Origin of the sequence: Sorangium aterium (genome assembly GCF_028368935.1) — a bacterium.
GTDB lineage: Bacteria > Myxococcota_A > Polyangia > Polyangiales > Polyangiaceae > Sorangium > Sorangium atrum.
Map to the genome: position 1 here is coordinate 494,566 of NZ_JAQNDK010000002.1, position 19,500 is coordinate 514,065.

Annotated in this window: 14 protein-coding genes; 2 read left to right on the forward strand and 12 right to left on the reverse strand. The window is 69.6% G+C overall.

What is annotated here, in order from left to right; all coding sequences use genetic code 11:
• Positions 1 to 23: 23 nt before the first annotated feature.
• The 12 genes from POL72_RS16770 to POL72_RS16825 all read right to left on the reverse strand — a co-directional run bounded on the left by POL72_RS16770 (position 24) and on the right by POL72_RS16825 (position 15,670).
• Positions 24 to 1,850: an acetyltransferase gene (locus tag POL72_RS16770; protein WP_272096376.1), complete on the reverse strand. Its 1,827-nt coding sequence runs from the start codon at positions 1,848 to 1,850 to the stop codon at positions 24 to 26.
• A 2-nt stretch (positions 1,851 to 1,852) separates the two neighbouring features.
• On the reverse strand, positions 1,853 to 3,808 hold the full coding sequence (locus POL72_RS16775) for a hypothetical protein (RefSeq protein WP_272096377.1): 1,956 nt from the start codon (positions 3,806 to 3,808) through the stop codon (positions 1,853 to 1,855).
• Between the two features lie 226 nt (positions 3,809 to 4,034).
• Complete coding sequence (locus POL72_RS16780) at positions 4,035 to 5,339, reverse strand: ketopantoate reductase family protein (RefSeq protein WP_272096378.1); 1,305 nt, start codon at positions 5,337 to 5,339, stop codon at positions 4,035 to 4,037.
• Between the two features lie 158 nt (positions 5,340 to 5,497).
• Complete coding sequence (locus POL72_RS16785; protein ID WP_272096379.1) at positions 5,498 to 6,199, reverse strand: hypothetical protein; 702 nt, start codon at positions 6,197 to 6,199, stop codon at positions 5,498 to 5,500.
• Complete coding sequence (locus POL72_RS16790; protein ID WP_272096381.1) at positions 6,196 to 7,320, reverse strand: AAA family ATPase; 1,125 nt, start codon at positions 7,318 to 7,320, stop codon at positions 6,196 to 6,198. The genes POL72_RS16785 and POL72_RS16790 overlap by 4 nt, the downstream gene beginning before the upstream one ends.
• Before the next feature lie 135 nt (positions 7,321 to 7,455).
• Complete coding sequence (locus POL72_RS16795) at positions 7,456 to 8,406, reverse strand: diacylglycerol/lipid kinase family protein (RefSeq protein ID WP_272096382.1); 951 nt, start codon at positions 8,404 to 8,406, stop codon at positions 7,456 to 7,458.
• A gap of 93 nt (positions 8,407 to 8,499) precedes the next feature.
• The gene (locus POL72_RS16800; RefSeq protein ID WP_272096383.1) at positions 8,500 to 8,838 is read right to left on the reverse strand and encodes a hypothetical protein; all 339 of its coding nucleotides are present in this window, start codon (positions 8,836 to 8,838) and stop codon (positions 8,500 to 8,502) included.
• A 63-nt stretch (positions 8,839 to 8,901) separates the two neighbouring features.
• Positions 8,902 to 9,915 (reverse strand): YihY/virulence factor BrkB family protein, encoded by a 1,014-nt coding sequence (locus POL72_RS16805; RefSeq protein ID WP_272096384.1) that lies wholly within the window; start codon positions 9,913 to 9,915, stop codon positions 8,902 to 8,904.
• Positions 9,916 to 10,258: 343 nt separating this feature from the next.
• Positions 10,259 to 10,978: a MerR family transcriptional regulator gene (locus POL72_RS16810; protein WP_272096385.1), complete on the reverse strand. Its 720-nt coding sequence runs from the start codon at positions 10,976 to 10,978 to the stop codon at positions 10,259 to 10,261.
• Positions 10,979 to 11,100: 122 nt separating this feature from the next.
• Entirely contained in the window at positions 11,101 to 12,345 is a 1,245-nt protein-coding gene (locus POL72_RS16815) for an MFS transporter (protein ID WP_272096386.1), read from the reverse strand.
• A gap of 83 nt (positions 12,346 to 12,428) precedes the next feature.
• Positions 12,429 to 13,280 (reverse strand): AraC family transcriptional regulator, encoded by an 852-nt coding sequence (locus tag POL72_RS16820; protein ID WP_307730597.1) that lies wholly within the window; start codon positions 13,278 to 13,280, stop codon positions 12,429 to 12,431.
• A gap of 128 nt (positions 13,281 to 13,408) precedes the next feature.
• Positions 13,409 to 15,670 carry a bifunctional salicylyl-CoA 5-hydroxylase/oxidoreductase gene (locus tag POL72_RS16825; RefSeq protein ID WP_272096389.1) on the reverse strand — a complete coding sequence of 754 codons (2,262 nt, stop codon included), beginning with the start codon at positions 15,668 to 15,670 and terminating at the stop codon, positions 13,409 to 13,411.
• Positions 15,671 to 16,392: 722 nt separating this feature from the next.
• Between POL72_RS16825 and POL72_RS16830 the strand changes: the two genes are divergently transcribed.
• Positions 16,393 to 18,087 (forward strand): DUF1592 domain-containing protein, encoded by a 1,695-nt coding sequence (locus tag POL72_RS16830; RefSeq protein ID WP_272096390.1) that lies wholly within the window; start codon positions 16,393 to 16,395, stop codon positions 18,085 to 18,087.
• A 43-nt stretch (positions 18,088 to 18,130) separates the two neighbouring features.
• The gene (locus POL72_RS16835; protein ID WP_272096391.1) at positions 18,131 to 19,477 is read left to right on the forward strand and encodes a DUF1552 domain-containing protein; all 1,347 of its coding nucleotides are present in this window, start codon (positions 18,131 to 18,133) and stop codon (positions 19,475 to 19,477) included.
• The last annotated feature ends 23 nt before the right edge of the window (positions 19,478 to 19,500 follow it).

Below are 19,500 nucleotides of genomic sequence, written 5' to 3' on the forward strand. Positions count from 1 at the left end.
GGTCCTCACGGTGGGGGGGCCGATCACTGGATCCGGGTGAGGGTGAGCGAGAGGCGATGGGGGCTCGGCTTGTCGCCGACCTCGATCTCGTAGCGGTGCCCCTCGTCGTCCGCGAAGTACAGCGTATCTCCTGCCTTGACCTCCACCTTCTCGTGGAGCGCGTCGCCGTCGATCTCCTCGGTCGTCGACACCTTCTTCTCGAGCGCGGGGTCGGAGAAGAAGCCAGGGCTCTCGTAGGCATAGTCGCGCACGCGCACGCCGTCCGCGTCCTTGCGGATGTCGTCGGGCGCGACGAAGTAGAGGTAATCCCGCTGGCCGGCGACGCCGCTCTCGGTGCTCGGCTGATAGAGATAGAAGTCCGCGTCGCCGGCGGCGTTGTCGTTGAGCTCGAGCGCCATGTCCTTGAGGACCGCCGGATCGCTCGCGAGGTTCTTCTTGATGCTCGCGACGAGATCCTCGGTCTTCACGCCGACCGGCACGTCGCGCAGGGTCACCTCGAGGTCGGCCTCCCCCTCGGCGAGGCCGCCGTCGTGGAGCCGCGCCTGGGCGACGTCCAGGAGGATGTCCCAGAAGTAGGACGGCGCCGGAGGCGGGTCTTCCAGGACGACGCTCTGGTCGACGCTGATCTCGGTCCATCCGCTCTCGTCGATGCAGACCTTCACGGCCTCGAAGTCGCTCATCGAGGTGCCCGCGGGCCCGTAGCTCGAGCAGTGATCCTTGATCTTGGCGGCCCTGAGCTCACCCGCGCGGGCGAGGATGTGCTCGAACTCCCAGAGCGGCTGTTCCCACACGGGCGAATTGCCGCGCGGCGCGGGCTCCCGGCTCGTGCCGCCCGGCAGGAGCATCGCGCTCTCGGGGATGGCCAGCGTCAGCTCGCCGATGCTCAGGTTCCTGGCGAGGTTGTCCAGAACGAGCCAGTCGTCCTGGCTGAAGTCGAACAGGGTGTCGATCTGGCCGGGCGTGCTGTTGACGCTCGCGACATCGGCCATCGTGGCGTCGACCCCCTTGTACGGCAGGGCGTTGACGTCGACGCGGACCGTCATCGTGAAGTCGTCGAGGGCCGCCTTCACCCCCGAAGCGGCCTTGATGAAGCCGGGGTGCTTCGCGCCGTCCGGGTCGCCCGGATCGAGCGGCGTCGGGCCGAACTGCGCGGCGAGGCCGGCAAAGTCCGTGACGACGTCGTAGAGCGTGACGGGGATGGAGTGCGGCGCGACGGGGTAGACGCCGTCCGGGTGCTCGTCGTCGACCGGCCCTCTCCGGTGCTGGGTGTTCGGGTGAGTGCTGACGAGGTTCTCCAGGACGGCCTGCGAGGTGATCTGGACGGGGATGAGCCGCTCGTTGCCAGCCGCGCCCGTGAGGTCCGAGAGGATCTTCGACGTCGAGAGCCCGACGGCGTTGCCGACCCCGAGCAGGCCCTCGAGGCTCGTGCCGCTGAGGTCGGCGTTCTCCGGCGTCATGTTCAGGAGCCCGACGAGGTTCCGCGACGCGGGCGAGAGCGCCGCAACCTCCGCGGGGGGCATGTACATGACCTTGAGCAGCGCGTTCTCGATGAGCGTCGAGATGTCGAGATCGAGCAGCCATATCCCTTCGAGGGTGGGCCGCGGGATGGCCTTGAGCTCGTCGAGCGTGAGCGTCTTGGCGAAGCGCCTCGCGTCGAACCGCAGGAACTCGAGCGTGAGCGTGCGGCTCTCGCGCACGCCGAGCGCCGGCGGGGGCGGCGGCTGCTCCACCGTGACGGCCTCGACGCAGCCGGGCAGCGCAAAGGAGAGCGCGGCGGCGAGCAGGGGGCCGAGCCGGGAGAGCCGGCGGACGGCGGGGGCGGCGGGGCGGGTGCAGTCTCGCGCTTCCATGATCAGAGCTTCTCCACGTCGGCGGTGATCTCCACCGGATCGTCGCTCTCGGGCACGTAGAAGCGGACCTCGTAGACGGCGCCCTCGTCGTCCTTCATGTACAGCGTGGTCTCGCCCGGCGGCAGCCTGTATTTCTCGTGCGTCGTGTCGTCGACGCCGTCGAGCTCCTTGCTGGAGACCTTGCTCGCCTCGCTGAGGTCCGGGCTCGTGAAGAAGCCGGGACGTTCGTAGGTGTAGGCGCGAGGGGCCTCCGAGCTTTGATCCGAAGGCCGGAGGTCGTCCTCGGCGACGAAGAACAAGGTGGGCGCGCCGTCGGGCGCGCCGCGGCCGTAGAAGAAGTCGAGCCCGTCGTTGTTGACCCAGTAACGGCCCAGGATGATGTCCGCGATCTGCTTGGCCTGGCTCTGCAGGGTCGGGCGGAGGTCGGCCACGATCTCGTCGGCGGTAAGGCCGATGCCGACGTTGTGGAGCGCGAAGACCGGCTGGGCGGCGCCTTCCGGGATCTCGGGGCTGCCGTCGCCGGTCGGGTCGTGGATGGCGACCTGCGCTACATCGGCGAGCAGCTCCCAGAAGAACTGCGGACCTGGTACCTCGGGCGGTGGATCGGGCGGAAATGAGATGTTGCCGAGGAAGACAGACCAGCCGGGCGGATTGCCTCCCTGGCCGATGTTCACGCCGAGCCGGCACGTCCCGCCGGCCCTCCAGTAACACCCCGAATAAGGGACGCGATCGCGGTGCGTGAGGTAACCCGCCGTGCCGACGATCGACTCGAGCAGGTAGGGAGGGACGGACCAAATATGATCGGTGCCGACGGGGGTATCCGGGGAGTTGGTCTTGCAGTCCGGGTTCATGTCGCCGTCGCAAGGCGGCACTGCGGACGGGAACTCGCGGAGCGAGATCCGCAAGTCCACAATCGGTGCCGGTGCGATGCCGTTGATCTGGAGCTTGTCGGGATCATTGAAGTCGAACTGCAGCGGCGCGTCGCCGTCGCGCAGGAACATGTCGCCGCCCCCCTTCGAGAGGTCGACCCCGGCGACCCTGCGCAAACCCGACTCGGCGACGACACGCATCTGGAAATCGGGTAGGAGGACATCGCTCCTGGTGGTGAATTCCTCGTCATCGGGGACGAGCACGCCAGGGTGGTCTCCGGACGGGCCGAGCTTCTGGGAGAGCGGCTGAAGATCGAACAGGGCTTCGTAGAGGGTGACAGGCATCCTTACGCCGTCCGCCGCGGGGATGGCAGGGTGCGTGCCGAGCAGCTGCCGCTGGAGAGCGCTGATGAGCTTGTCCATCGGCACGAGCGGCGCCGTCCGGTTGCGCGCGGTCGAGGGGGGCGGCTCGACGCTCAGATCGACATTGACGGTGTCGGCGAGGACATCGGCGAAGTCGAACACGAAGGAGCCGGGGTTCTCCTCGAAGAAATTCCTCAGATCCTCGAGCCGCGTCCCCGTCACAACGGCGTTGGCGGGCGTCATGCTGAGCAGCCGGACGAGCGCGAACTCCGGGGAGGTCCGCCACTCTGGCCCGAAGCTGCGGCCGAGCTCGGTGAGCGAGCAGTTGTGGCCGGGATCCGCGCTGTTGTTCCGCCACGACGTCCCGCACGCGTCTTGGATCTGCTCGAGCGCGTTCCGGAGCAGCTCGGTGGTGTCCACGTCGAGGATCGTGATCTGTTTGGCGCCGTCCTCGCCAAAGACCTGGAGCGCCTTCTGCTTGTCGAGCTCCAGCACGACCGACGGGACCTCGGCGTCGTCGATGCGCAGGCGGAACCTGTTCGGCTCCGTGATGACCGCTCCGCCGCCCCCGCCGCCCTCGCCGCTGCTTCCCGCGCCGCCCGCGGCCCCGCTGCCTCCGCCGCCTCCGTCGTCGCCGCACGCGGCCAGCGCGGCGAGCAGCACGAGGGAAGCGCCGCGGAGGGCGGCGCCGCGCCGGGAGGAGAGGGCGAGCGAGAAGTGCGTCATGCGAGGGTTCCTCGTCGAGGGATCTCTCAGGATCCGCAGGAAGAGACGCCCGATGCTACCGAACTTCGACGCCACGGCGCGACAAAGAGTTCGTGCCGCGACGACGCGGCGAGCTCGATCCGCGACGACGCCGGGAAGGCCAGGACACGTGTCGGTGTCCTTCGTCCGCTCGCCTGCCTATCGGTTGCTTGTCGGTCTTCTGTCGCCGAGCTGCTCGGCGCGCGGTCTACGCGCTTCCAAGATCGCTCTGGACGTTCGCTGCTGGCATGGACGGCTCGCCCGACGCGTCCGCCTGGGCGCTCGTTGCGGTCGCGGGCGGATCATGCGCTGGGGCCATGAGCGGCTCAACCGGCGGGGCTGCAGGCGGCGGCGCGACCGCGGGCGGCTCCGCCGGCGGCGGGGGCCGGATGGACGACGGCGCGCCCACGAGCTCGCGCGTCCGGTCGAAGAACGCGCGCAGCAGCGTGAGGCTCGGCTTGCGCTTGCCCGCCGCGATCGCGAGCACCTCCTCGCGGATCGCTGCGTTGATCGGCGTCGCGATGCCGAGCGCCGCGCCGCGCTCGATGACCTCGCCGTTCAGGAAGTCGACGGCCGGCGGGCGGCCTCGCTCGATGGCGGCGAGCATCGAGGAGCGCATGCGGCGGAAGCGCGCGCCCACCGCGAGGAGCAGCGCGTGCTTCGCGAAGAGCCCCGGCGAGCCCACGGCGGAGCGCTCGGCGTCCGTGAGCGCGATCCAGTCGAGGTCGAGCGTCCCTGCGACCTTCTCGAGGCGCACGCCGATCGCGCGCGAGACCTGCACGGTCTCGGTCATGATCTCCAGCGCGAGGCGGCGGACGAAGCGGTGCCTGAGCAGCGCGCCGAGGCGATCGCCGCCGACGGTGCCGAGCGACGAGATGGCGCAGTTGATGGCGAGCTTCGACCAGCGCGCGCCGGCGAGGTTGTCCGTCACGGTGGTCGGTCCGATCGCCTCGAGGATGCGCGCGAGCTCGTCGAGGCGCGGGTCGCTCGCGCCGTCGAGCCGGCCGAGGACGAAGCCGCCGCTCGAGGTGCGGTCGTACACGCCGGGCTCCACCATCGAGGCGCCCCACGCGACGATCCCCCCGAAGGTGCGCTCCGGGCCGGCGATGCGCGTGACGCGCTCCTCGCAGAGGCCGTTCTGGAGGCAGATCATGGCGCCCGTCGGGGCGAGGTGCGCGACCGCGTTCCGCGCAGCCTCCTCGACCTGCGGCGGCTGCGTCGCCAGGAGGATGTAGTCGAACGGGCGGGTATCCTGGCCGAGCTCCCGCACCGCGCGGCCCCCGACCGTGCCAGGGCTCGCCTCGCCGCGCACCCGGAAGCCGCCGACGTTGATGGCGTCCGCGATGAGCGGGTTCGTCGTGAAGGCGGTGACGTCGTGGCCCTGCTCGAAGAGGTACGCGGCGATGATGCCGCCGATGCCGCCGCAACCGACGACGAGCAGCCGGGGGGCGGAGGAAGCGGGGGCCACGGAGGTGCCCGCGGCAAGCTCGGCAGGTGAATCGATGAAGCTCATGAGAGATCCCTTACCACCGCTGCGGCGCGGGCTCGACGGGCTCGAGGGGGAGCGGCACAAGGGGACAGGGGTATCGGAAACCACGGTGGCTTCCGCAGCGCGTCATGGGTGAGGAGCGGGCGATGCGGCGGTGGCTCTAGGGGCGGCCCGCATGGGCGTTACAGCCCCGCGTCCCCAGCTGCCTCGAAGGCTGAGAGCAGTTGCCGGAAGCTCTGGAGGTGCCCCGTGCGCGCGCAACGCGCCCGCAGCGCGTCGAAGTACGACGGGTCGATCACCACGCCCGGGCGCTGCTTCGTGTACCGATGGCTGCGCTCGATGAGCATGGCTTTGAGATACGCCAGGTGGAAGCTGGCGCGCGTGGCGTAGCCGGGATAGGTCCCCATCCGCTCGGGATCGTCCGCGCTCACGTCGTAGAACCGCTTGAAATCGACCAGCTGGGGTGACTGCGGGCCGGCGCGGAGGAAGCCGTCGTGCCCCAGGAACCAGGTCTCGATGCAGCAGTGCTGGATGATGATGCGAATCTCTAGAGACGGATTGGTCCTCGCCATGCGGGCGCCCTGGAGCTCGGCCTGCACGGTGCGGTGGACCTCGGCGTAGCGGGCTTCGTACGTGTCCTCGTCCGAGTCGATGCAGATCCAGAATTCCTGCACGCGACCGGGGTTGGCTTCGATGTCCCGGAGGAGGCCGGCGATCCTGCGATAGCACGAGGGATAGCCCTTGCCGCTCACAAGGACGTAGCCGTCGGCGATCAGGTCGGCCACGTTGGGCACGCGATGCAGCGCGGGGAGCCGGTGTCGCAGCCATGCCTCGTAGACCCTCGGCTCGGTCTCGGCACCCTCCACGAGGAGGACGAGGTTCATCCCTGGACTCCGTGCTCGTACTCCGGGAGGTTGATGAGGCGCGTGAAGCGGTCGAGGTGCGAGCGATCCTGCGCCATCGCCGGGATCTTCTCGGCGTCGAGGACCCGCACGCGACTGCCCTTACGGGTGACGATCTTCCAGTGTCTTGGCGGGATTTGCTCGATGATGTAGGGGTGGTGGCTGGTCAGGACGAGCTGGAGGTACGGCGCCCGGCTCAGGAGGAAGCGCGTTACTGCGGGCAGGCAGTTGACGCCGAGGCTCGACTCCAGCTCATCGATGAGCACCACCGTGCCTGGTGGAGCGAACGAGAGGTGGATAAGGAAGGAGAGGTAACGCTGCATGCCAGAGGACATGTCGTAAAAGAAGATCCAGCTAGCGACGCCCGACTCGGCTGCCGCGAGCGCGAGGTTGTAGGTACCCCTTGACTCTTTGCTCGCCTCGGGGCCCAAAGGGTAATAGCGCTGGACCTTGAGCCTCTCGACCGTGGGAAACGCTTCCCGGAACGCCTCTTCTATCTCGGCGAACGCCTCTGGGAACACCTCCTGGAGAAGCTCGGCCTTATGGTGCAGCGGCAGCGTGAAGTCCGCACCGAGATCTGCCGCGGATTGGTAGTTGCCCCGCCGCTTCTCGAAGTGAGTCTCCGTCGTAATTCCGTGGCTCGGCAATGTTTCGAGCGCTGATCGAGGAATACAGCGCGAAAAGGCCTTGTAAAGCGGAGCCATCAGCGAGTCCTCCTTGAGGACGCCAATCGCACTCTGCGCACGGTCCAGCTTCGGGAGTGCATGGCCATTCAGAAGGAAGCGCTCAGGCGAGCGTTCCACGATGGCCCGGTCCCCCTCGAGGACGCGCTCGGTCCGGATGAGGGGCGGCTCCTCAGCGTGCAGCGCGCCGTGCTCTTCTGCCCCTCGCCCGACGCGCGGCTCCAGCTCGGCTTCCCAGCGGTACGTGAGCCCTTCGTGCTCGAAGCCGATCGCGAAGCTGGCCCCGCGGATCGCGTCGATCAGCTCATCTTCTTCCTTCTCTCCGAGCGCGACGGCGCGGACCTGTTCGATCGCCCGTACAATCCGCGTCTTGCCCGCCCCGGACACGCCGACCAGCAGGTTGAACGCATCGAGCGCCATCGGCTCGAGCGTCCAGCCACGCCCAGCGCTCTGAAACTCGAAGGTCAGGATCCTCATACGGCGGTCAGTCTACGCGCCTCCCCCATTCCGGCTAGCCCTCCGGCTCGACCGCAGCGCCTCCCCCCGCGGTCCCCCTCAATCGCCCGGCGCCAGCACCTCGATCGCCTTCGGCTCCAGCGTGACCTTGATCGGCAGCTTCCCGAGCGGCTCGCCGTCCACGTCGAGGAAGAACGCCTGCTCGACGTCGCGGTTCAGGAGCGTCAGCTCGATGCTATCGCACTGGAAGTGGCGCACGTCCCGATGGCGGATGTGCGAGCCCGTGTACATGCCGGTCGACACGGCCGCGAAGCGGAGGTGGGGCGCGCTGCCCAGGTCGATGACGTCGAACACGCCGTCGTCGAGCTTCGCCATCGGCGCGAGCTGCATGCCCGCGCCGAAGAAGCGGCCGTTGCAGATGCCCAGCATGCGCGTCGAGATCTCCTCTTCGCGGCGCTCCCCGCGCAGCGTCGCCACGCAGCGCACCCGGCCGACGCGGCTGCGGACGAGGCCCTGGAGCGACGCCATCGTGTAGGCGAGCGTGTTGCCGAGCACCCGCGACGACTGGTTGACGAGCGAGACCACGATGCCGCTCATCCCCGTGGAGAGGACGTTGACGAAGAACGCATCGGCCCGCTGGCCGTCGCGCGTCTCGTACGAGAGGCGGCCCACGTCGAGCCGACGCGTGTGGCCGCTCGCGATCGCGGTGCAAAAGCTGTCGAGCCGGCGGGTGAGCTTCAACGTCTTGCAGAGATCGCTGCCGGTGCCCGCGCCGATGATCCCGAGCCGCGTGCCGCTGGCGCCCCGGTCCCTCGCCTGCATGAGGCCGTTCACCACCTCGCTGATGCTGCCGTCCCCGCCGACCGCCACGACGGTCTCGCGCCCGCCGAGCGCGGCTTCGCGCGAGAGATCGGCGGCGTGGCGCGGGCGCTCCGTGCGCACGATGTCGACGTCGCCGAGGATGCGGCGGATGGGCGTCAGCATCTCGTCGAAGAGCCTGCCCGTCTTTCCGCCGCTGGACCGGGGATTCACGATGAGGAGGGGGCGCATGCGAGCACCGATGCTAGATGCCGCAGGCCGCCCAGGGCGAGGTGTTTTTGTCGCGAGACCCGCGGGCCGACGCCTCGGCGCGCTCGGCGGCGGTCACTGCTTCGTGCAGCCGCAGCCGCAGTCGTCGCTGAAGTAGCTCCAGCCGGGCTCGCACACGAAGCGGATCCGGGCGCACTCGTCGTGGCTCTGCCCGACGTACTTGAGCATCGGGCTGTCGGTGCCGCAGCCTTGCGGGCTGCTCGCGCCCGGCGCGCCGCCGGCGCCGGTCGGCTCGCCCTCCAGGCCCCGCACGCTGCCCGTCTCCGCGCCCTTCGGGCTGTCGGCCGGCGGAGCTGCCGCGGGCGCGCCGCTCGGGGCGCCGTGGCAACCCATGACGAGCGAGCCGAGCAGCACGAGCAGCGATGGCGAGGAGGCGATGTGTCGAGTCGGCATGAAGGTGGCTCCGGTGGCAGAGACAGGCCCGCTGCGCGGGGCTCGGCGGTGAAGAGGCGTCGCCTATGCCCTCCCTCGATGGAGCTCCGAGCGGCGCGAGCCGACGGGGTGGGGGAGCGCCGCGTCGCCGCCCGAGCTCTCGTCGCGCGGGGCGTGCGCGAGGCCCGTCGTGACCGCGGCATTCTGCGCCTCTTCCTTCGCGGTCTTGGGCAGATCCGCCCCCGTATCGCTGGCGTCCTTGGCGCCCGTGCGCTTCCCCTCGGGCGAGCGGTGCTCGATGATGGCGTTGATCTCGGCCCCGAGGAGCACCGCCATCGACGAGATCCACATCCAGAGGAGGAGGATGATGACGCCGCCCAGCGCGCCGTAGCTCACCTCGTAGCTGCCGAAGCGGCTGACGTAAAAGGAGAAGCCGAGCGACGCGATGACCCAGATGACGACCGCCACGACCGACCCCGGGGTGATGAACTTGAACTTCTGCTCGACGTCGGGGAGCAAGTAATAGAGGGTCGCCAGGACCGCCATCACGATGAGCGCCGACACCGGCATGCGCAGCCAGAGGACGGGCGTCGCGAAGGGGCCGAGGTGCGCGGCGAGCGCTGGTGTGGCGACCGCGATCGCCGAGGCGACCGTCAGCAGGACGGCGCCGCCGATGGTGACAAGCAGGGCGATGCCGCGGCGCTTGAGGTACGACCGGCTGTCCTCGACGCCGTAGGCGGAGTTGAGCGCGTCCATCAGCGCGGTGACGCCTCCCGAGGCGGCCCAGACCGCGCCGAGGGCGCCGACGGTCAGGAGCGCCGGGCTCTGGCCTCCGGTGAGCGCCTGAAGGCGCTCGCCCAGGATGGTGGCCACGGCAGGCGGGGCCACCTGGTACAGTTCGCTCATCAGCCTCGCGGAATCGGCAGGGTCGATGACCAGGCCGGCGAGGGCGACCGCGAAGAGCAGGAACGGGAACATCGAGAGGACACCGAAGAACGCCAGTCCAGCAGCGACGGTGTCGATCTTGTCCTTGACGAATTCCTGCGAGATCTCGTGCAGGAAAACCTTCCAGGGGATCTCTCTTCCGGGCAGGTGCATGATGGGCCCTCGCTGGGGTGCATGGAGCGCTGCTGGATTTGCCTGGGGCGGCTCGTGCCGGAGGCGCCGTCCGCTGTCCATGAAATAAAAGCAACGCGAGTGCCAGGCCAGTCGCGGTCGCAGCTGGCCGGAGGGGTCGGCGGTCTCCCGCGCTGGACCCCGGCCGAGCGCAGCGGCGGCTCTACCGCTGCGCATGGCGCGAATTGCCCCACACGGCAGAACGGCCACGGCGCGAGCGCCCGAGGCCACCTGGCCGGGCGCTCGCGCCGTGGCGTACGGCGCCGGCGGCGCGGGCGCTCCGCCCCGTGCGGCCGGGCGCTCCGCCGGCGGCCTGCGCCGCGAGCTAGCTCATCGCCTTGCCGATGAACTCGTGCAGCGCCGGATCATTCCCGTGTTGCGTCCTCACCGACGGATCCTCCCGGTACATCGTGTTGAGCGCTCTCTCGATGCCGGGGTTCTTCCCCGTGAACGCGTCGATGAGCTCCCGCATGCGCTTCACGATCTGCTGCACCGGCTCGCTCTTCGGGTCGGAGCCCTTCTGCATCTCCGCCCGCATGTCGTCGTAGATCTGCTTCCACGCCGACTCGGCCTCACGCATCTTCTCGGGGCCCATCGCCTCCGCGCGCTGCTTGAGCTCCTCGAGCTGCTCTGGAGTGTAGTATTTCTCGCTCATGGTCATCACCTCGATGGTTTGAAGGAGCTGCTCCACAGAGACGTCCTCTCCCGACCGCAGGACATGGGCCAGGCCCTCGAGCCGCGTGCAGAGCCGCTGCTCCAGCGCGATCTGCTCGCGCAGCCGCGACAGGTGGAGCTCGATGGTCTGGAGCGGAGAGAACCCCGGCTGGTCCAGGCACGCGGCGATCTGCTCCAGGCTGAAGCCGAGCTCGCGCAACGACTTGATCTGCTGGAGCCGGGCGACGTCGCCCACCGAGTACATCCGGTGCCCCGACGCGGTGCGATGCGACGGGACGAGCAGGCCGATCTCCTCGTAATAGTGGAGCGTGCGGACGGAGAGGCCGGTCTGCCGGGCGAGATCGCCGACTTTCAACGGTGCTGAACGCATGGCGCTACCCCTGTTTCCAGGGCGGGTGAGGACGTCCATGCCCCGGAGGCTAGGTCCTCACGTAGCGTGAGGATCAAGGCCTGCCCTCAACTTTTTTCGTTGCCCTCGCGCGCCCGGACAGGTCACTCCTCGCCGCCGGCGGTGGGGGCCTCGACGACGCGCGTCCGGAGGAGCATGCCAGCGAGCGCCGCGGCGACCGCCGCTGCCCAGAACGGCGCACCCGCGCCGGCCCGCGCGTAAAGCTGGGTGGCGACGAGCGGAACGATCACGTAGGCAAGCTCCTGGAGCGCCTGGTTGCCACCCTGCGCCTGTCCCTGCGCGGCAGGCCCGGCGAGGCGCGACAGGAGAGCGGAGAAGGACGTGGTGATCAGGCCCTCGCCGCCCGCGAAGGCCACGATGGCCGCGATGAACGCCGGCTCCGCGGGCAGGGTGGCGACGAGCGCCATGGTCACGAGGGCAAGGCCGACGAGGGCGAGGCCCAGCGCCAGCACGCGTGAATCCCCGAGGCGCTTTGCGAGGCGCTCCAGCAAGATCCCCTGGACGCACACGTCCGTGACGCCGACCGCGATGACGGTGAAGCTCACCGCGTCGGCGCCCCATCCGAGCCGGTCCTTGGCCAGGAGCGCGAACGTCGCCTGGAGGGCGACGAAGGCCGCTGTGCAGAGCACGCCCACGGCCAGGAGCGGACGGAGGTGCTCCAGGCGGAGCAGACCGGCGAGCTGAGAGAAGGGGTTGAGCCTTCGCCACGGCACCGCGCGGGCCCGGTGCTCGGGGTCGAGGCTCTCCGTGAGGAACACGTAGCTCCCTGCGGCGTTCAAGGCGGTGAGAATGGCCGCAAGGAAGAACGGCGCTCTCAGGCCGAGCTTCAGGGCCAGGCCGCCGAGCGCCGGGCCGGCGATCAACCCCGCGCCGAACATCGCGCCCACCCGCCCGAAGTACCGCGCGCGCTGCTCGACCGGCGACGCGTCGCCCAGGTACGCGAACAGCGTGGCCACGTTGCCCGCCGTGATGCCGTCGATCACACGCCCGAGGAACAGGAGCGGAAGGGCGTCGGCGAAGCCGAACAAGGCATGGCCGGCCGCGGAGCCCACGAGGCTGAGCAGGAGCACCGGGCGGCGGCCGATCGCGTCGCTCAGCGCCCCGAGCGCCGGCGCGGAGAAGAAGGCGCAGAGCGAATAGGACGCGCTCAGCAGGCCGACCGCCGAAGCCACATGGGCAGGATCGCCGTCGAACCGCGCAGCAAGGAAGGGGATCACCGGGGCGACCAGCCCGGTGCCGACCGCGCTCAGGAAAGCCGTGGCTTGAAGGAAGAAGAGCGCCCCGGGGCGCAGACCCGCGCCGGGATGGCGGTGGACGGTGCTCGTCATGCGGTCACCGTGACGACCCCGCGCCGCCTCCGATTGAACAAACGCGACATGGCGCGCTGCGCGCTGGTGATGCGCAGGTCAGGTCAAGCGCGCGTGTCTTCCCCTCGAGGAGCGCCTCTCCCGCTGCCGTCGCGCGGCCAGCGGCGCCGCACCTCGCCGGCGTACGCGCCGGGGCTCATGCTCGTGAAGGCGCGGAACTCCCGGATGAAGTGCGCCTGATCCGCATAGCCGAGCTCGAAGGCGAGCGCCGTGAGGCTCACGCCCGGGTCGAGCTCGAGGCGCTCGGTGGCCCGGGAGAAACGGATGAGCCGCGCGAGCACCTTGGGGGACAGCCCAGCGGCGCGCTTGAACTGCCGCTCGAGCTGCCGGACCGACAGCCCGAGCCGCTCGGCGAGCGCGCCGACGCGCGCGCCCCCGTTGCTCGCGTACAGCTCGAGGCCCGCCGCCTCCACCGTGGCCGCGGCCCGGCGGGCCACGCGGCGCCGCGCGAGCAGCCACCCCTCGACCAGCCGGAGCGCGGCGTCGTGGTCGCCGCTCTCGAGGAGCGGGCCGACACGCTGGGAGAGCGCATGCAGGCCCGATCCCACGATCGTGCAGCATCCGCGCACGTCGGCCTCGTGCTCGAGCAAGGAGAGGGCGTGCCACGGGTGAAACCGGACGCCGAGCACGCGCGACAGGCCCCGGGACACCATCCGGGTGGATTCGTCCCGCGCGCCGATGACGAAGACGGGCGGCAAGGGACGCAGGCGTCCATCGCGCCCCTCGAGGCGCGCATCGCCGCAGTTGAAGACGAGGTCGATGTTGGCGTCCGGCAGGAGGCAGTGCTCCTCCGTGCTCACCGTATGTAGCTCCTCGTAAGAGGAATAACTCTGCACCGCACCGCGCAAAAGCGGGTGTGGCGCAAGCTCGCGGTAGCGGACGTCCTCTGACGTCATCCGGGTCTTGTGACTTTGCGAGACGGAGACGTGGAGCGCAAGCGCTGCGGCGGGTGCGGAGAACCGCCGGCGCGGGGTGCTGCGCTCCGATCGGTCGGCGCGGCATCGCTGCCGCCGCCCTGGCCAGGTCACCGCATGCGGAGCGTGTATCTCTCGACCGACCTGTACTGAGGTGGCCAGTCGATGTCGAAGCCCTGCTCCGCGGCGGCGTGCCGGGTCCAGTACGGGTCGTAGAGGTGCGCCCGCGCGAGCGCGCACAGGTCGGCTCTCCCGGCCGCGATGATGCTGTTCACGTCCGCGTAGCTCTGGATGTTGCCCACCGCGATCGTCGGCACGTCGGCCGAAAGCCGCACGAGCTCCGAGAGCGGCGTCTGGAACAGCCTGCCGTGCTCCGGTTTGCTGCACGGGTCCGTCTGTCCCGCCGAGACGTGGATGATGTCGGCGCCGTGCTCTCGCAGCATCGTCGAGAGCGCGATCAGATCGTTTGTCGTGAGCCCGCCCGGCGCCCAGTCGGTGGCGGAGATGCGCACGCTCATCGGCTTCTCCGCCGGCCACGCGGCCCGCACGGCGTCGAACACCTCCAGCGGGTAGCGCATCCGGTTCTCGATCGGACCGCCGTACGCGTCGTCGCGCCTGTTCGTGAGCGGCGAGATGAAGCTCGCGAGCAGGTAGCCGTGCGCGCAGTGCAGCTCGATGAGGTCGAACCCGGCCTCGTCCGCCCGCCTCGCCGCCTGCACGAAGTCCGAGGTCACCTGGTCCATGTCCCCGCGATCCATCGCCTTCGGGACCTGGCTCTCGGCGAGGTAGGGGATGGCGGAGGCGCTGAGCAGCGGCCAGGCGCCGCTCTCGAGCGGCACATCCATGCCCTCCCAGAGCAGCTTCGTCGCGCCCTTGCGCCCGGCGTGGGCCAGCTGGACGCCGATCTTGGTCCGGGAGCGCGCGTGGATGAAATCGACGACGCGCCGCCACCCCTCGACGTGGCCGGTGCGATAGAGCCCCGCGCAGCCCGGCGTGATGCGCGCTTCGGCGCTGACGTCGGTCATCTCCGTGATGACGAGCCCTGCCCCTCCGAGCGCCCGGCTGCCGAGGTGGACGAGGTGCCAGTCGTCGATCCGCCCGTCCGCGGCCGAGTACTGGCACATGGGCGACACGACGACCCGGTTCTCCAGCACGAGCGATCGCAGCCGGAACGGCGTGAACATCGGCGGCGGAGGCGCCCCATTTCCGTCGAGGAGGCGTGCCCCCGCCTGCGCTTCCGCCTTGCGCGCCACGTGCGCGTCGATCTCGCGCACGAACGCCGGGTCGCGCGCCTTCAGGCCCTCGTGCGTCACCCGCAGGCTCCGCGTCAGCAGGCTGAACATGAACTCCACCGGGTCGAGCGCCATGTAGCGCTCGGTGTTCTCGAACCACAGGAGGCTCACCTGCGCGGCCCGCTGGAGCGCGAGCACCTTGGGCTTGCGCTCCGCCTCGTAGGCGGCGAGCGCCTCGGGCACGCCCCGGTGCCGCTGGAGGCTGTCGACGAGCGCGATCGCGTCCTCGAGCGCGAGCTTCGTCCCCGAGCCGATCGAGAAGTGCGCCGTGTGCGCGGCGTCCCCGAGCAGCACCACGTTGCCCGCGCTCCAGCGCTCGTTGTGCACCGTGGGGAAGCTCCGCCAGACGCTCCGGTTCTTCAGCAGCCGGTGTCCCTGGAGCTTCTCGGCGAAGAGCTCCTCGAAGTACGCGATCGTCTCGTCCTCGCTGGCGCGATCGAGGCCAGCCCGCCGGAAGGTCTCCTCTCGGCACTCGACGATGAAGGTCGAGCGCTCCGGCTCGTAGCGGTACGCGTGGACCCGGAAGAGGCCGTGGCGGTTCTCCTCGAAGTAGAAGGTGAACGCGTCAAACGGGAACGTCGTGCCGAGCCACACGAACCGGTTCGGGCGGACGTCGATGCGCGGCCCGAACCGGTCGGCGAATCGCTCCCGGATCTGGCTGTTCACCCCGTCGGCCGCGACAACGAGGTCGCTCTCGGCGACGGCCTCCGCCGGGTCCGTCACCTCCTCCTCGAAGCGCAGGACGACGCCGAGCTCCCGCGCCCGGTCCCCCAGGATCGCGAGCAGCTTCCGGCGCGAGAGGCCGCTGAAGCCGTGCCCCCTCGAGACGAGGACACGGCCGCCGAAGTGCGCGTGGAGCTCGTCCCAGTGGGCCAGGTTGCTCCGGATCGCGTCGTAGCTCGGGCGATCCGCGTCGGCGAGGCCGTCGAGCGTCGCGTCCGAGAACACGACCCCGAAGCCGAAGGTGTCATCGGGCCGATTCCGCTCCACCACGACGACCTCTCGCCGGGGGTCTGCCTGCTTTGCCAGGAGGGCGAAATAGAGGCCCGACGGCCCGCCGCCCACGCATGTGATCTTCACCGCCCTGCTCCTCTGCTCCCGCGTCTGCGCCCGCGCCGGAGCCTACACGAGAACGCGAGGTACAGCGCGTACAGCGCCGCTCCGGTGGAAATCAAGCGCGGACAGGCTCGAAGAACAGGATTTCCGGGACTCGCAAGAGCTGGTTCGCCTCATCGCGCGATCGAGCGCGGCAGTCCGCGCCGTCACCCGGCTCGCACAGGCAGCCGGCGACGCTGTCGTCAGAGGCGATCTCCACACCAGATTTCTTGGAGGCTCCCAGAGCGCCACGAGCATCGGTGTCGAGCCCGGCGGCCAGAGAGCGAATTCGGCGCGCTGGAGCAGATGGGTCCGCCTGATCCGACAATTCCTCTCATTGCCTGGCATGTGGCGGAAAATTGAACAGGGAGGTGAAAAGACGGGGAGATTCGGTCGGATTTTGATCCTCTTTGCCCCCGCCTCCTGTTCAATCCGCCACGGAAAATTCGACGGAATCCCTCTGCCGCCCTGAATGCCTCTGCGGGAGCGTCTCCGGGCGACCGACGAACGGGGTTGGTCGGCGGGCGTAAGTAGGGTAAGCGTTGATCAGAAGAGCGATCGTCGGGAATGTAGGCCGAACCCCGAGGTGACGCCGGGGCGCACGTACCGCTCTGCTTCAAATATTCTCCTTAGCCACGATGCGGCTCATCGCCGGGACACGTCTCGGGATGCGCCAGCTGAACTCCACCCGAACGGCTGGTCACTCCATGAGCAAGACAGCGCCGCCCGACACCGATCGATCGGTACCGTTCCTCCGCCGTTCCATCGCGGCGGGCATGTTCGCGATGGGGCTCGTCGGCCTGACGGCGGCTGCCTGCACCGGGCAGCTCGGCGATGGGAGCCCGGGCAGCTCTACCGACGACGACAGGCCCATCGACCCGACCACCGGGAAGCCGGCCGCCTACGACTGCAGCGAGGCCCGGACGAGCCCCAGCGTGCTGCGCCGTCTGTCCAAGGTCGAGGTCCAGCTGACCCTTCAGGATCTGTTCCAGCTCGACGAGCCGCCCGCCGTGGACAGCATCCCGGAAGACACAGGTCAGGGGGGCTTCCGGACGATCGCCGCCCTCCAGAACGTGTCGGATCAGCACCTGCGCGCCTACCTGGCCATCGCGGAGACGCTCGGGCAGGAGCTCATGGCGGACGAGGCGCGCCGGACATCGGTGCTCGGCTGCGAGCCGGAGGCCGACGATTGCCTCGAGCGCTTCGTGCAGCGCTTCGGCAAGCTGGCGTATCGAAGGCCGCTCTCGGCCGAGGAGGCGAGCGATCTGGTCGCGCGGGCGAGCGAGGTCGCGCGGGACAGGGAGGACGCGTTCCGCTTCGTCGTCGAGGCGCTGCTGACCTCGCCCAGCTTCCTGTTCAGGATCGAGGTCGGCTCGGCCGGCTCGCAGACGTCGACCTTGACGCCGCTCGAGCTCGCGTCGCGGCTGTCGTTCACGCTGTGGGGCCGGTCCCCGAGCGCAGCGCTGCTCGAGCGGGCCGAATCCGGCGAGCTCGACAGCGAAGCGGGCCTCCGCGCGGTCGCGGAGGAGATGGTCGAAGACGAGCGGACGCAGGTCTTCTTCAACGCCTTCTTCAAGCAGTGGTTGACCTTCGAGCAGCTCCGCGCGCCGGTCAACCCGGACGCGTCGTTCACGCCCGCGCTGCTCGAGGACATGATCGCCGAAAGCGAGCTCGTCCTCGGCGAGCACGCGTTCACGCCTGACGTCGACTTCTTCGACGCGCTCACCGCGAACCACACGTATGTCACCCCGGCGCTCGGCAAGTTCTACGGCCTCGAGGTATCGGGAGACGGCGTGAGCCGCGTGGAGTTCCCGGCCGGCCACCACCGGGCGAACACGGGGCTTCTCACGCACGCGAGCCTCATCAGCGCCAAGAACGACGGCGATCTCATCGCCGTGCGCGGCCAGTGGCTCCGGGCGGCCTTCCTCTGCGAGAAGATCTCGATCCCCGCGGGGCTCCTCGAGCAGCTGGAGAGCGAGCTCTCCGGCCTGACGTATCTCGAGGTCCTCCAGAAGCGCAACACCCAGGAAGGGTGCGCTGGCTGCCATTCGCTCATTGATCCCATCGGCGTCGGCTTCGCCCAGTACGACAAGCTGGGGAAGTACGATGGGAGCATCGGTATCGACGAGTTCGGGCTGGCGCCGCGCCTGGAGGGCGCTGCCAACGAGTCGTTCGACTCGCTCGCTGCCCTGGCGGCGGAGCTGCGGCGGAGCCCCGATCTGGCCGCCTGCGTCGCGGAGAAGCTGTTCATCTACACCCAGGGGCGCGAGCCGGCGGCCGAGGACCGCTGCGCGATCGACGCCTCCGCGGGGAGCTTCACGCAGGACGGCAACCGGTTCCGCTCCTTCCTGACCGCCATCGTGCGCTCGCCGGAGTTCCGGCTGCGGAGGGCGCCAGAGTGATGTGCTCGCACACGGTTCGACCGACGGAAGAGGAGTGTCGCCAGTGAAGATCTCGAGAAGAGCTCTGCTCCGCGGGGCGGGTGTCGCGGTCGCCCTGCCGTTCCTCGACGTGATGCGGCCCCAGCGCGCCAGCGCCGCGCCGGCGGATCCGAAGCGCTTCGTGGCGTTCTTCGTCCCGAACGGCACGGATCCCGGGGCGTGGCACCCGAAGACGGAGGGGCCGCTCTCGGCGGAGGGGCTGCCGCCCTGTCTCGTGGACATGAACGGCTTTGACGCCGAGCGCGAGTGGCCGGCGGGAGACGCGATCTGGCGCGACGTCACGATGGTGTCCGGCGTCGACCACCAGGGGATCTGCTCCGACATCCACAGCCCGGCCATGGCGCTGTGCGCCCACACCGACGGCGGCGGGACGGCCGTCCCGCGCAAGGCCACGCTCGACCAGTACCTCGCCAACCACATCGCGGCCGAGACCCCGTTCCGCAACCTCAACCTGTCCCCCACGGGCGACACGGCGGTCACGCAGGGCTTCATCTCGTTCAGGGACGGCGGTCAGGTCGAGGATGCGTTCCGCGATCCGGCGAAGGTGTTCGACACGCTCTTCAGCAACATGGGCAACCCCAGCGAGGAGATGGACGACATCCGGCGGCGCCGCGCCAGCGTCCTCGACTGGGTGCGAGAGGACGCGAGGCGCCTGAACCTGCGCCTCGGCGCGGCGGATCGGGCGCGCGTGGAGCAGCACCTCGAGTCGGTGTTCGAGCTGGAGAAGCAGATCCAGTCCACGGCGCAGTCGGGCTGCACCGTCCCCGGCGCGCCCACGAAAGGGCAGAACTTGCACGGCAAGTTCAAGCAGATGATCGATCTCGGGCTCCTCGCCCTCACCTGCGACCTGACGCGGGTGCTCGTCCTGCAGTACTCGAACAGCTGGGGCCTCGACTTCGCCGGGTACGATCTGCCCGACGGCGTGGGGGACTGGAGCGATCACTTCATCTCGCACAAGCTCGGCGATCGCGACCGCGCGACCGATCTCGACGGGCTGCCGCAGGCGGAGGCGATGCGCATCGCGAACGCCCGCGTCGTCCAGACGTCGCGGTTCAAGGTGCGCCGCTTCGCCTACCTGCTCAACGCGATGAAGGCCGCCCAGACGGCGACGGGCAACCTGCTCGACGAGTCGCTCGTGCTCTACACGTCAGAGAACGGCGACGGGGACTCCCACGGTCGGACCAACATGCCCATCATGCTCGCCGGGCACGTGGGGGGGTTCCAGACAGGCCGCGCCGTCAAGGCCAACAAGCCGCCGACCGGCGCGCTCCATTGCTCCATCATCAACTACTTCGGCGTCGAGCTGTCGGAGTACGGCGACCCGGCGAGCGGGCCTATCGCCGGCCTGTGAGCCTCGCGCGCCGCGAGGCCTGC

Excerpts from the sequence above, each read along its gene's own strand:
- POL72_RS16815 (WP_272096386.1), bottom strand. The coding sequence starts at position 12,345 with ATGACGAGCACCGTCCACCGCCATCCCGGCGCGGGTCTGCGCCCCGGG.
- POL72_RS16785 (WP_272096379.1), bottom strand. The coding sequence starts at position 6,199 with ATGAACCTCGTCCTCCTCGTGGAGGGTGCCGAGACCGAGCCGAGGGTC.
- POL72_RS16775 (WP_272096377.1), bottom strand. The coding sequence starts at position 3,808 with ATGACGCACTTCTCGCTCGCCCTCTCCTCCCGGCGCGGCGCCGCCCTC.
- POL72_RS16810 (WP_272096385.1), bottom strand. The coding sequence starts at position 10,978 with ATGCGTTCAGCACCGTTGAAAGTCGGCGATCTCGCCCGGCAGACCGGC.
- POL72_RS16820 (WP_307730597.1), bottom strand. The coding sequence starts at position 13,280 with ATGACGTCAGAGGACGTCCGCTACCGCGAGCTTGCGCCACACCCGCTT.
- POL72_RS16830 (WP_272096390.1), top strand. The coding sequence starts at position 16,393 with ATGAGCAAGACAGCGCCGCCCGACACCGATCGATCGGTACCGTTCCTC.
- POL72_RS16800 (WP_272096383.1), bottom strand. The coding sequence starts at position 8,838 with ATGCCGACTCGACACATCGCCTCCTCGCCATCGCTGCTCGTGCTGCTC.
- POL72_RS16780 (WP_272096378.1), bottom strand. The coding sequence starts at position 5,339 with ATGAGCTTCATCGATTCACCTGCCGAGCTTGCCGCGGGCACCTCCGTG.
- POL72_RS16795 (WP_272096382.1), bottom strand. The coding sequence starts at position 8,406 with ATGCGCCCCCTCCTCATCGTGAATCCCCGGTCCAGCGGCGGAAAGACG.
- POL72_RS16805 (WP_272096384.1), bottom strand. The coding sequence starts at position 9,915 with ATGCACCTGCCCGGAAGAGAGATCCCCTGGAAGGTTTTCCTGCACGAG.
- POL72_RS16770 (WP_272096376.1), bottom strand. The coding sequence starts at position 1,850 with ATGGAAGCGCGAGACTGCACCCGCCCCGCCGCCCCCGCCGTCCGCCGG.
- POL72_RS16790 (WP_272096381.1), bottom strand. The coding sequence starts at position 7,320 with ATGGCGCTCGATGCGTTCAACCTGCTGGTCGGCGTGTCCGGGGCGGGC.